The organism is bacterium (assembly GCA_027622355.1).
GTDB lineage: Bacteria > UBA8248 > UBA8248 > UBA8248 > UBA8248 > JAQBZT01.
Map to the genome: position 1 here is coordinate 1 of JAQBZT010000054.1, position 12259 is coordinate 12259.

Annotated in this window: 11 protein-coding genes; 8 read left to right on the forward strand and 3 right to left on the reverse strand. The window is 62.7% G+C overall.

The features are described from left to right. The 8 genes from O2807_04990 to O2807_05025 all read left to right on the forward strand — a co-directional run. Positions 1-1407, forward strand: a 1407-nt coding sequence (locus tag O2807_04990) for an RDD family protein (protein MDA0999859.1), incomplete at its 5' end; no start/stop codon positions are given. 24 nt (positions 1408-1431) lie between these two features. After that, positions 1432-3387 (forward strand): VCBS repeat-containing protein, encoded by a 1956-nt coding sequence (locus O2807_04995; protein MDA0999860.1) that lies wholly within the window; start codon positions 1432-1434, stop codon positions 3385-3387. Positions 3388-3807: 420 nt separating this feature from the next. Next, on the forward strand, positions 3808-4947 hold the full coding sequence (locus tag O2807_05000; GenBank protein MDA0999861.1) for an alanine--glyoxylate aminotransferase family protein: 1140 nt from the start codon (positions 3808-3810) through the stop codon (positions 4945-4947). Then, positions 4944-6560 carry a phosphoglycerate dehydrogenase gene (gene serA / locus O2807_05005; GenBank protein MDA0999862.1) on the forward strand — a complete coding sequence of 539 codons (1617 nt, stop codon included), beginning with the start codon at positions 4944-4946 and terminating at the stop codon, positions 6558-6560. Before O2807_05000 ends, serA begins: the two co-directional genes overlap by 4 nt. Continuing rightward, complete coding sequence (hisZ, locus tag O2807_05010; protein MDA0999863.1) at positions 6560-7855, forward strand: ATP phosphoribosyltransferase regulatory subunit; 1296 nt, start codon at positions 6560-6562, stop codon at positions 7853-7855. Before serA ends, hisZ begins: the two co-directional genes overlap by 1 nt. Next, a complete protein-coding gene (locus O2807_05015; protein MDA0999864.1) occupies positions 7852-9174 on the forward strand; it encodes an adenylosuccinate synthase in 1323 nt (440 codons plus the stop codon). Before hisZ ends, O2807_05015 begins: the two co-directional genes overlap by 4 nt. Next, complete coding sequence (locus O2807_05020) at positions 9171-9746, forward strand: hypothetical protein (GenBank protein MDA0999865.1); 576 nt, start codon at positions 9171-9173, stop codon at positions 9744-9746. The genes O2807_05015 and O2807_05020 overlap by 4 nt, the downstream gene beginning before the upstream one ends. Before the next feature lie 37 nt (positions 9747-9783). Next, the gene (locus O2807_05025) at positions 9784-10680 is read left to right on the forward strand and encodes a cytochrome c biogenesis protein CcdA (protein MDA0999866.1); all 897 of its coding nucleotides are present in this window, start codon (positions 9784-9786) and stop codon (positions 10678-10680) included. 12 nt (positions 10681-10692) lie between these two features. On the opposite strand, the gene O2807_05030 is transcribed toward O2807_05025, so the two are convergent. The 3 genes from O2807_05030 to tatC form a co-directional block, all read right to left on the reverse strand. Next, positions 10693-10965, reverse strand: a complete 273-nt coding sequence (locus O2807_05030) for an acylphosphatase (GenBank protein MDA0999867.1) — start codon at positions 10963-10965, stop codon at positions 10693-10695. A gap of 21 nt (positions 10966-10986) precedes the next feature. Further along, on the reverse strand, positions 10987-11742 hold the full coding sequence (pyrF, locus tag O2807_05035) for an orotidine-5'-phosphate decarboxylase (GenBank protein ID MDA0999868.1): 756 nt from the start codon (positions 11740-11742) through the stop codon (positions 10987-10989). After that, on the reverse strand, positions 11739-12259 hold a 521-nt coding region (gene tatC / locus O2807_05040; protein ID MDA0999869.1), incomplete at its 5' end, for a twin-arginine translocase subunit TatC. The genes pyrF and tatC, both read right to left, overlap by 4 nt.

Genomic DNA, 12259 nt, shown 5'->3' on the forward strand with positions numbered 1-12259 from the left:
GAGATGTCTGCGTTGGATGATGATCTGACAGCGCTTTTCGATGAAGCCGAAGCCCCGGCACAGGCAGAAGCTGTCGCCGAAGACGATCTGACCACTCTTCTGGATGCAGCGGCGGAGGAGCCCGAAGCGGCGGAAGCGCCCACGCAGGAAGAGCCTGCGGCGGCGGAGTCTCCTTCGGGCGATGACGCCGCCCTCGATGATCTGTGGGGGGAAGCGATGGCAGAGCAGTCGGCGGGCGAGGCGGCCCAGGTAGCCGGGTCAGATGCGCCCGCACCTGCCGAAGCTTCTGCGGATGATTCGGGAGAGGAGAGCATCGACGATCTGTGGGGCGAGGCTTTCGCGGAACAGGAAGCGTCGCAGGCACAGGAGACTTCGGGCGAGCCGGCGGGTGCAGCGGCTGTTTCCACCGAAAGCGGCAAGGATGACCTCTCCGGTATGTGGGACGAAGCCTTCGCGGAACAAGAGGCCGCGCAAACTGCGATTCGCGAGGGAGTGGTAGCGGATGCTGATGTCCAGGACGCGGAGATTCCGGACGATGATCTGGATCAGTTGTTGGCCGGAGAGGAAGCGGGGGTAGCAGCGCCTGCGGCCGAGGGTGAAGCGCCTGCGGCCGAGGGTTCGGGTGAAGCGTCTGCGGAGGAGCCCGCAGGAGCAGACGAGGGAATTTTGAGCCAGGGAGATCTGGACGATCTGCTTTCCAGTTTCTCCCCCCCTGCCGAGAAAACGGGTAAAGGCGAAGCGACGGTGGCCGATGCGGATCCGGCGGGGAATGTTTCCCCCGACCTGGAAGACTTGCTGGGGGAAAGTGCGCCGGCGCCAGCCACGGCCGACGTTGACGACGAAGAAGAGATAGAGGCGTTTATCCCCGAAGATGGACCGGCACCCGTGGATGATGAAGTCGAAGCGGAGGCGTTTGCAGAGCCCGTGGCCGCAATGGCGGGAGTGGATGCAGAAGATGACGCCGCCCCCGCGGCGATCGGCATGATGTCGCGTTTACTGGCCGCGCTCGTAGATGTTGGCGTGGTGGGTGTTTTGGAACTCATTTTTGCCGGGGGGACGCATTTCATTGTCGCCCAGGTAGCAGGTTCGGTTTTTTCGAATATGGAAGCCCTTGTCCTTGTCCTGGCGCTTGATCTGATGGTGCTGTTTTTACTGTCGTTGCTGTATTCGGTCTATTTCGTTGGTTTGCGAGGGGAGACGGTGGGCCAGGCGCTGATTGGACTCCGGGTAGTTGATTTGGACGATCGTCCCGTGGGATATATGCAAGCCGTGCTGCGCTACTTCGGCGGACTGGCTGCGACGGTCCCCCTGGGATTGGGGCACGTCCTGGTATTCTTGGATAAAAAGGGGCGATCTCTTGGAGATCGCCTGGCTGGGACGAAAGTTGTCGCCAGTGCCGCTGCCTGAAGTTTGCGGGGGACATTCGCTTCCATGTACAACCGTCGATTTCTTCTGACATTCCTGGTTTTTCTTTTCGTTTTCGCGTGGGCAGATGCGGTTCCCTCGAGCGGACAGCCCCGCCGTCAGCCGGGCGGCGGAACGCCCGTGGACTACCGAAGCGCGCTCTCGATCATCAGCGACAAGCTGCATCAGAAGTTTCCCCATCTTGAAGGACAGATTGTGGCTGTGAAGGGGGGGGATTTGTATCTCAGCATCAGCGCCAAGGATGGAGCCTCCGAAGGAATCCGTATGAGTATTTACAGGAAGGGGGCTCCCTTTAAACATCCGACGACCGGGGCCGTGCTTGGAACCCTGGAAGAGGAAATCGGCGTCGCCAGCGTGGTTGAAGTGCGCGAGAAGTTTTCGATTGTCCGGATGGTCCGCCTCACGCCGGGCAAAGAACTCGTGCCCCGGGTCGGGGATCTGGCCCGGCTTTCTTCCTCGAAGCTGAGGTTGGCCGTTTTGCCGTTCAACAATACGACGAAGGAATTTATTAGTTCAGATATCCTGACCCGGGAGCTGGCGAACACTCTTGTGGCCGGCGGCCGTTTCGATGTTTTTGATGCCGACCGCCTGCAGGTGTGGCTTCTTGAGACGGCGATAGCCGTCGATCAGATTTTGAAGGGAGACAACGCCATCCGCCTGCGGAACCAGATCCGCGGCGATCTGGCGCTGGAGAACATCATCTCCGAAATTCGCCAGAAGAAGGTGATCACCAGCCGACTTCTTTCCTTGACTACCCGGAAGGAGCTTTTCCGTGCCGTGACGATCGTGGACGAACTGCCCTTTGAGCAACGTACACCCAAGGAGCAGACCCTTCGGCGTGGCGCCGGCGGCCGGCAGGCGAGAAGGCCCCTTGCGAATTCGAGTTTTTCCCGGAACCGCCTCGGCGTTCCTGGAGCGCGGGGCAGTGTAAGCAATTTTGTGTTCAACGATGTCACATTTCGCGGCGTGACGATCGCCGACATTGACAACGACAAGAAGAATGAAATTTTGATCATCACCTCCCACGAACTCATTGCTTACCAGATAAGCGAGGGGCGGATGCGGGAGGTGGCGCGTTTCGTTGCGGGCGTCTCCAACGACTTCCGGTGGATAGATGCCGCGGACATGAACGGCAACGGCAAGCCGGAAGTGTATATTGCGAATTACCGTTATGGCTCGTTGCTGTCCATTGTTCTGGAGCCGGACGGAAAAGGGTTCAAGAAACTCGCGGAGGATATGAACGTCTTCTTCCGCCTCATTCGGGTCCGCCGCCCGGAAGGGGACGGGAAGATTCCCGACAGCGAGGCCTTCCTGCTGCTGGGGCAGGCCCAGGGGACGCACAATCCGCTCGAAGGCCCCATTATGCGCTACCGCTGGTCGGGGCAGAAGATCTCTCAGGCGGCGCCCTACACCCTTCCTCCGAATGTGACCATTCTCGGATTCGGGCTGGCCGACTTTTTGGGGAGCGGTTCGTTCGATGTCGTCGAGAAAGGAGACGACGACAAGATGAGAGTTTACTCCCGGCGGGGTTCCGTCCGGTACACGAGTTCGGAAACCTACGGCGGTTCTGTCCAGAAGGAATACTACGACCCCGGGCAAATCGGACAGAGTCGGGCGGCCGACGAAGGCGCACCGATATTCCAGATCCGCTCGCGCATTCTGTACGAGGATGTGGACGGGGACGGTGTTCGCGAGGTTCTCGTCATCAAGAACGAGTACGGTGCCTCGCGCATCGCACCCGGTCTCGGAGTATCCGGCGGGCAGGTGATCAGTCTGATCTGGGACGGCAGCGGGCTGTCCGAGATATGGCGCGCCCGGAAGACCGATTCGGGTGTTGCCGACTTCGCGTTCGGCGATGCGGACAACGATGGTTCCAACGATCTGGTCATCGTCAATGCCAATTCGAGCGCCGGGAGCGGGAGCGTTCAAAGCCATATCTTCATCTATAAGTTGAGAAGGTAAGGAAAAAGCGGGCGGAATCGGGTGTGACCCGATCGTCCGCACCGCCGGGGAAGGGCTGGAGCCCGGGAGCGGGCCATGCTCGGGGAAAAGTCTTTTCCTACTGAAATCATTGGATTTATGGGGCACCCCGGCCTCGATTTCCGCCTGCCTTGTTGGTTGACACCCCCACGGACGATGGATACCCTGCCCCTCGCTCGGAGTTGAGCCGGGCAGAGTGGTTTTTAACCTTCTTCCACCTGGCCTCATCCGGCATCGGTACTCTGCGGATGGGCGAGGGGATCGGCCGCGAGTTGATTCCATGAAAGACCATCCCATCTCCTAGAATCCGAGCCCGTTATTTTGGAGAAGGGAGGGCGACCCTTCTCTGACCTTTTTAGAATTCTGGTCGTCCGGTATGCCCCGGACGGAATGAGGAACGTTATGCGCAAGTACCATTTGCTTGCTCCGGGACCGACGCAGGTCCCCCCCGAGGTTCTCGAGGCCCTGGCCCGGCCCCTTCTCCACCACCGGACGGAGGAGTTTGAGGCGGTTTTCGCCGAGGTGCGCAAGGGTCTTTCCTGGCTTTACCAGGTAGAAGGAGATGTCATCACGCTGGCCGCTTCGGGCACCGGCGGGATGGAGGCGGCGGTGGCGAATCTCCTCTCTCCCGGCGAGCGGGTGCTGGTCATCCAGGGTGGAAAGTTCGGCGAGCGATGGGGGGAGATCGCCCGGGCCTTCGGAATGGACACGGATGTGATGGAGGTGGAGGAGGGCCGCTCGGCCGATGTCGGGGAGGTGGAGCGCCGCCTCTCGGGAGGAAAATACCGGGCCCTTCTCGTGCAGGCGAGCGAGACCTCAACGGGCGCCAAGCACGACATCGAGAAGATCGCGGCGGCGGCCAGGCGTGCATCGCCCGATACGCTTCTCATCGTGGATGCCATTACCGCCCTCGGGGTATACGACATCCGTCCGGACGAATGGGGGCTGGACGCGGTGGTGACCGGCAGCCAGAAGTCCCTCATGCTTCCGCCGGGGCTGGCCTTCATCTGGCTGAGCAATCGGGCCTGGGATGCGGCCGAGGCGGCGGCGTCGCCCCGGTATTATTTTGATTTGCGGGCCGAGCGGAAGAGCCAGGCGAAAAACACCACGGCCTGGACGCCCGCCATCTCCCTCATCGCCGGGCTTCAGGTTTCCCTCCGGATGATGCAGGAGGAAGGGCGCGCGGCCGTTTATGCCCGCCACGCTCGCCTGTCGGCCGGGACGTGCGCGGCGGTCGAGGCCATGGGCCTGGAAATCTTCCCGCGCGATCTGCGGAGCGAAGCTGTGACGGCTGTCCGGGTGCCGGAGGGTGTAGATGGAAAGGCGATCCCCCGGACCATGCAGAGCGGCCACGGTGTCACCATCGCCGGCGGGCAGGGCGGCCTCAGCGGAAAGATTTTCCGGATCGGCCATCTGGGCTATGTGGATGAGTCCGACATCCTGGTGGCCGTGGGCGCGCTGGAAGAGACGCTGGCCGAACTGGGATACCATTTGAAAAAGGGATCCGGATTGACCGCGGCCCAGGAGATTTTTTCGAAATGACGGAAAGCTACCGCGTGCTGATCGCCGAACCCCTCTCGCCCAGGGCCCAGGAAATATTGACCTCTGCCGCCGGCTTCGAGGTTCTGAATCAGCCCGGCATCGGCCGGGAAGAACTCATTGCCAGCATGAAGAGCGTGGACGCGCTCATTGTCCGCAGCGCGACCCAGGTGGACGAGGAGGTTCTGAAGGCGGGCGAGCAGTTGAAGGTGGTGGCCCGCGCCGTGATCGGCGTGGACAACATTGATCTTGAAAGCGCAAGCCGGCAGGGCATCCTCGTGATCAACGCCCCGGACGGGAACGTCATTACCACCGCCGAGCACACCATCGCCCTGATCTTCTCGCTGGCGAGAAAGATTCCGGCGGCGGTCACCTCGGTCAAGTCCGGCAAGTGGGAGCGTTCCCGTTTCGTCGGCGGCGAGATTTTCTCGAAGATACTCGGGGTAGTGGGCCTCGGCCGGATCGGCTCCACCGTGGCGCGGCTCGCCAAGGACATCGGGATGAGCGTCATCGCCTACGATCCGTTCATCTCGGCGGAGGCGGCCTCCAGCCGCGGTGTCAAGCTGGTGAGCTTCGATGAGCTGCTCGCCCAGTCCGATTACATCACCCTGCATGTGCCGGTGACCGCCGAAACGCGCCACCTGATCGGGCGCGAAGAGATCGAGAAGATGAAAGAGGGGGTTCGCCTGATCAACTGCGCGCGCGGCGGGCTGCTGGATGAGGCGGCCGTGGCCGAAGCCATGGACGAAGGGAAGATCGCCGGGGTGGCGCTGGATGTATACGAAGTCGAACCCCCGGGCAAGGAGAGCCCGCTCGTTTTTCGCGATGAGGTGGTCTGCACCCCTCACCTCGGCGCCTCGACCGAGGAGGCGCAGGAGAACGTGGCCACCAGCGTGGCGCGCCAGATTGTGGACTATCTGTCCGAGGGCATCGTCACCCACGCGGTCAACCTGCCCTCCCTCACACCCGAGGAACTGGAGCGGCTGGGGCCCTACATCGATCTCGCCGAGCGGCTCGGGAGCTTTCTCGCGCAGCTGGCGAGCGGCGGGGTGCAGCGGCTCCAGGTGATTTATGGCGGACCGCTGGAGAACCCGATGGGTCCCCTGACGGCGGCCGCGCTCAAAGGGGTGATGAGCCACTTCCTCAGTGGCGCGCGGGTGAATCTCGTCAACGCTCTCCTTCTGGCCAAGGAGCGCGGGATCGAGGTGGATACGACGAAGCGCAGCGAGATGCCCGTGTATACGGATCTGATCGAGATCAAGGTATGGACCGGGGAGGGTGAACGCTCCGTCGCCGGTACGTTCGTCCGCACCGGAGAGCCGCGCATCGTCCTGATCGATGATTTGGCGGTAGATGCCGTGCCGGAAGGGTTTATGCTGGTGTTCAAGAACGACGATCAGCCGGGTATGATCGGCACGATCGGGACATTGCTGGGAAATCACAAAGTCAATATCGCCGGCATGCAGCTCGGCCGACAGAAAAAAAAGGGACGGGCGGTGGCTATTTTGAATCTCGATGATCCGATCCCCGACGATGTGCTCGATGAGCTTCGGTCGGTGCCGAACATTTATGATGTGAAATTGGTGCGCGTGCAGAAAAACGATGGAAACAATTGATGGTGGCGGGTGATATGGACTTCAACCGGGCCATGCCGGCGGGCGCCAAGGTTTTTCTGCCGGAGCAGGCCGAACGGAAAAGACAGGTGGAGCAGCGCCTCCTCGATACGTTCGGGCGCTGGGGGTTCCGGGAAATCGTGACCTCCGCGTTCGACTTCTGCGGCCCGGAGACGGGCGGCGAGGTGCGCGAGGAACAGACGTTCCGCCTCGTGGACCGGGAGAGCGGCGGACTTCTGGCGCTGCGCTCGGACGTCACGCCGCAGATCGCCCGCATCGCAGGCACCCTGCTCGCGAAAGAGCCGCGTCCGTTGCGGCTGTGCTATGTGACCGATGTGTTCCGTCACGCCCATGTGGCGGGTCTGCTTCAGCGGGAGTACCGCCAGGCGGGGGTCGAGCTGATCGGCCTGATGTCGCTCGAGGCGGATGTGGAGATGATCGCCATCGCCTCGACGTGTTTCCGCGTCAACGGGGTGGAGAATTTCCGGATGTCGCTTTCGCACGGGGCTTTCCTCAAGGGCCTGCTGGAGGAGTTTCAGCTGGAGGGCAGCCAGCGGACGGAAGTGCTCGAAGCAGTGGCGCGCCGCGATGTGGCGGGCCTCCGCAGCCTGACGAAGGAGGTGCGCTCGCGGAACGGAAGCGCGAAGGTGCTGCTTGCGCTCCCGGAGCTGTTCGGCGGCGGCGAAGTGCTCCGGCGGGCGGAAAAGCTGGTGGCGAACCGCGATTCCAGGCGGGCGTTGGCGGAACTCCGGCAGGTCTCCGAAATGCTCGAGCTCTACGGCATCGCCGAGCAAGTGATCTTCGATCTGAGCGATTTCCGGAATTTCAACTACTATACGGGCGTCATCTTCGAAGGCTTTGTGGAGGGCGCGGGGTATCCCGTGTGCGGCGGCGGGCGATACGATCAACTGCTTGGCCGCTACGGAACGGACGGCCTCGGCACCGGCTTCGCCATGGATGTCGATCATCTCCTTCGCGTGGCTTCGCAGAACGGCATCCGGAACGGCGCGCCAGATTTTCTCGTAATTGACTTCACGAATGCCAAGCGCATCGGGATGACGGCGGCGCGCGAACTGCGGGCGTGCGGCTGGCACGTCGCCCGCGATATCATGCGCCGCGATCTCCCGGCCTCGCTGGCCTATGCCCGGAAGGCGGGAATCGGTTGCTGTCTGGTCGTGGACGCCACGGGCGGCCGATCAGGACAAGTGCGCCTGATGGACTCCTCCGGGAAGGAGCGGGGGCGTTACAGCATCGCGGAATTGGTGTCGGAGGTAGGTACACGGGGAGACGTACCATGAGCGTTCTCGCGGTTGTCGGCGGCCAATGGGGCGATGAAGGCAAGGGGAAGGTCGTGGACCTTCTCGCTCGCCGGGCGGATGTGGTCGTCCGCTACCAGGGGGGCGCCAACGCCGGGCACACCGTCGTGGTGAACGGGAAGCATTTCGTTCTCCATCTCGTTCCCACCGGCATCCTCCATCCGCACGTGCGCTGCATCATCGGCTCAGGGGTTGTCCTCGATCCGGTGGCGCTCGCCGAGGAGATCGAAACCCTGCGCGAGAACGGAGTCCACGTCGGGAGCAATCTCGTGGTCGGCAAGCGCACCCACCTCATCATGCCCTACCACAAGGTACTTGACGCCCATATGGAAGAGCTCCTGGGCGTGAACCGGATCGGCACCACCGGCCGGGGGATCGGCCCTGCCTACTCGGACAAGGCGGCCCGTCTCGGCGTCCGGGTGTGCGATCTGTTCGACGGCAAGGTGCTGGGAGAGCGGGTGCGGGTGAGTCTCGCTATCAAAAAGCGTGCCCTCGGTGACATCGAACTCTCCGATGAGGAGCGGCAGGCCCTCGATGAGAGCTATATCCTCGGCGTCTGCCGAAAAGTGCAGGACATTCTCGCGCCCCATGTCCGGAACACCGACGAGGAGATGTACGAAGCCCTCAATGAGAAGAAACGGATTCTCCTCGAAGGGGCCCAGGGAGTTTTGCTGGACGTGGACATGGGCACCTATCCCTTCGTGACCTCAAGCAACACCGGAGTCGGCGGCGCAATCTCCGGCCTTGGGCTTCCCGTGCGGAGCATCACCAGAGTGCTGGCGGTGATGAAAGCCTACTGCACCCGCGTGGGGCAGGGTCCCTTCCCTACCGAGCTGCACGGCGAAGAGGGCGAGCGGCTTCGGGCCGAGGGCGATGAGTTCGGTGCGACGACCGGCCGGCCCCGCCGCTGCGGCTGGTTCGACGGGGTGGCGGCCCGCCACGTGATTCACGTTGCAGGGGTGGACGTTCTTTTTCTGACCAAACTCGATGTGCTCGACAATCTGGATACCATCCGCGTCTGCGTGGGCTACCGCCTGAAAGGAAAAGAGACCGATACCTTTCCCGCCGAGGCGAGTGTCCTTGAACAGTGCGAGCCGATCTACGAGGAATTGCCCGGATGGAAGTCTTCCACGGTCGGGGTCCGCTCCCTTGATGATCTGCCGCCAAGGGCGCGCGAGTATATTGATTATCTCGAGAAGCTCACTCGGCGGCCCATCTGGTACATCTCGACCGGGCCCGGACGAGAGGATGCCATCGAGATCCAGGATCCAATGGCCGCCATCGTGGAGGCGGGGAATTGACAATCTGGCACTCGAAGGCCGGGAATTTCCGCGCGCCGTGGATGTTTTTCCTCATAGGGTGCCTTCTGGCGCTGCTGGCCTCGGGACCGGTGTCGGAAGGAGCGGCACCGGCAAAGCCTGAAGCGGCAAAGCCTGAAGCGGCAAAGCCTGAAGCGGCAAAGCCTGAAGCGGCAAAGCCTGAAGCGCCAAAGCCTAAAGCAGCAAAGCCTAAAGCAGCAAAGCCTGAAGCGGCAAAGCAACTTCCGGGCTTTGGCAAATACCGTGTGGTGCGCGTCGATCGGGAGGGCATTTTCCCGCAGGCCGTCACGGTGGCACCGGGCACGACTGTCATCTGGTTCAATGCCACGGACCGTTTTTCCTCGATGGTGTTCAACGAGGGGAATCTACTGCGGAATTCGACGAAGGCGCCGACGCTGTTTTTTCTGGCCTCCGATGGCACATTCATCAGCTCGGCCATCGAGCCCGGCGCTACCGCCAGCCTGGCGTTTGTCCGCCCCGGGACGTACAACTATTTTATCACCGGGCTTGAGATTTCCGGAGGCGGGGCTTTTGCCCGGGTCATTGTAAAATAAGAAAAGTCCGCCGTCTGGGTTTGCGTGGGAGAGTAAGATGGCTCCGGAGAGTGTTTCCATCGGTTTGGCGTTCATCGCCGGTGTGTTGAGTTTTGCTTCTCCCTGCGTTCTTCCGCTTTTCCCCAGCTATATTTCTTTCATCACGGGCCTGAGCTACGAGGAAGTCCGCGAAGGCGCGGACCAGGGAAAACTCCGTGCGCTCATCCTGGTGAACTCCCTGTTCTTCATCGCGGGCTTTTCGACGGTATTCATCGCCCTGGGGGCGAGCGTTTCCTATCTGGGGAAGATCCTTTTCGACTATCAGAGCGGCATCCGGATCACTGGCGGCATCCTGATCACCATGTTCGGCCTCTACATCGGGGATCGCGCCCTCGACTTCAGGCTTCAGCGCGTCATCTCCCGCCTTCCCGCGGCGGGGACGGCGGCGGCGGCTGTTGCGGCGGTGGCGGGGGGTCTCTTCGTTCTCTCGCGGGATTTCCCGACGGCGGGCGGCGTGCTCGCCGCCTTTGGCCTCTACATGGCGGTGGCGGTGTTCTTCCCGGCCATCTCGCAGGAAAAGCGGGTTTCCATCCAGAGCAAGCCGGCCGGCTGGGCGGGCAGCTATATCGTCGGGGTGGCGTTCGCAGCCGGGTGGACCCCCTGCGTCGGCCCTATCCTGGGGAGCATTCTCCTCTACGCCGGAACGCAGGAGACGGTGGGGCGCGGCGTCGTCCTTCTGGTGGGCTACTCCCTGGGTCTGGGGCTGCCCTTCCTGCTGAGTGGCCTGGGGGTGGGCTACTTTTTCAAGTTTTATCAGTCATTCCGCCGCTACATGCGGGGGGTCGAGCTGGGGAGCAGCGCCTTGCTCCTTCTCGTCGGTCTGCTGCTGATCTCGGATTACCTCACCATCCTCAGCTCGTATCTGATCTTCCTCACCGGCTACACCGGCGTCTAGGCCGGGCGCCCTTCACCGGATTTCAAACGAAGAAAAACCCCCGCGTGCGGCCTCGCGCGTGATCTGCACGTCCCGCACACGGGCCATCGGCGGCCCGCTCCGGCACCAGGCGATCAGCGCGTCGAGGACTTCCGCCGGCCCTTCCGCCACGAGTTCCACCACCCCATCCGGCCGGTTCCGCACCCATCCACAGAGCTCCAGCTCGCGCGCCTTCCACTGCGCGCTCATCCGGTAGCCGACGCCCTGCACGCGCCCCTGAATGAGAAGGTGGATTCGCTCTGACATCGAACGGCTCGGCTGCAAGGGTCAGGCGGGCGGCCTTTCGCGATCCCGGAGCCCCGCATCAATGCTGTCCAAAAATGCCCGAATGGACTTTTCCCGGTCCTTTGCGTCGCGGATGGGCCGCCCGACGACCAGCATGTCCGAGCCGGCGGCGATCGCCTTGCGCGGGGTCTCGGCGCGGGCATGATCATCGTGCCCGCCCTCATCCAGGCGCACGCCCGGTGTCACGATGAGCAGGCCATCCCCCAGTTCTCTCCGGAGAGAGGCCACCTCGCGGGGGGAGGCGACGATGCCGTCGATTCTGGCCTCCTGCGCCAGCCGGGCGCCTGCGAGGACCTGCGCTTCCATCGGCCGCTCGATGCCGGTGGCCGAGAGGGTGGTCTGATCCACGCTGGTCAGCACGGTGACGGCCAGAATGACCGGCGGCGCCGCGCAGCGATCCCGCCCCCGGGCGCAGGCCTCGAGCATGGCGGGGCCGCCCGAGGCGTGGACGGTAAGCAGGGAGACGCCCAGCTCGCCGGCGGCGGCGACAGCCCGCTCCACCGTCGTGGGAATGTCGTGAAATTTCAGGTCCAGGAACACCCCGGCCCCGCGGGCGAGAATTTCCGCCACCGCAAGCGGGCCGGCGCTTGTGAAAAGCTCCATCCCGACCTTGAACCAGCGGACACGGCCGGCAAGCGCATCGAGAAGCGCCTTGGCCTCATCGAGGGAGGGCACATCCAGCGCGCAGATCAGCCGATCGGCCGCGTCCCGGGGATTTCGCGGATCGGGCAGGCTCACGCCGAATCTTCCTCTTCCTCGGCCGCCGCCTTCGCCTTCTTCTTCCGGGCCATGACTTTCGCGATGACGACGCTGATCTCATAGAGGGCGAGCAGCGGCCCGGCAAGCAGCAACTGGGTCACGATGTCGGGGGGTGTCAGGATTGCGGCCACCACGAACGCGCCGACGATGACATAGCTCCGGTTCGAGGTGAGGAACTCCGGGGTCACCACCCCGATCTTGACGAGCAAGAGGGTGATGAGGGGCACCTCGAACACAAGCCCGAAGACGAGGAGCAGCTTGAAGACGAACGAGATATAGAAGCCGATCGAAATCTGGGGGACCAGGCTGTCGGTGGCGAAGCTCAGGAGAAACGACAACCCGTAGGGAAGAATCAGGTAGTAGCAGAAAAGGGCGCCGATGGTGAAGCAGAGGGTCGAGGCGATCACGAAGGGGAAGGCGTACCTTTTCTCGTTGCTCAAAAGTCCGGGGGCGCAGAACCGCCAGATGTGAAAGAAGATGAACGGGAGGCTGAAAT

Excerpts from the sequence above, each read along its gene's own strand:
- hisZ (MDA0999863.1), top strand. The coding sequence starts at position 6,560 with ATGGTGGCGGGTGATATGGACTTCAACCGGGCCATGCCGGCGGGCGCC.
- O2807_05000 (MDA0999861.1), top strand. The coding sequence starts at position 3,808 with ATGCGCAAGTACCATTTGCTTGCTCCGGGACCGACGCAGGTCCCCCCC.
- O2807_04995 (MDA0999860.1), top strand. The coding sequence starts at position 1,432 with ATGTACAACCGTCGATTTCTTCTGACATTCCTGGTTTTTCTTTTCGTT.
- O2807_05015 (MDA0999864.1), top strand. The coding sequence starts at position 7,852 with ATGAGCGTTCTCGCGGTTGTCGGCGGCCAATGGGGCGATGAAGGCAAG.
- O2807_05030 (MDA0999867.1), bottom strand. The coding sequence starts at position 10,965 with ATGTCAGAGCGAATCCACCTTCTCATTCAGGGGCGCGTGCAGGGCGTC.
- serA (MDA0999862.1), top strand. The coding sequence starts at position 4,944 with ATGACGGAAAGCTACCGCGTGCTGATCGCCGAACCCCTCTCGCCCAGG.
- O2807_05025 (MDA0999866.1), top strand. The coding sequence starts at position 9,784 with ATGGCTCCGGAGAGTGTTTCCATCGGTTTGGCGTTCATCGCCGGTGTG.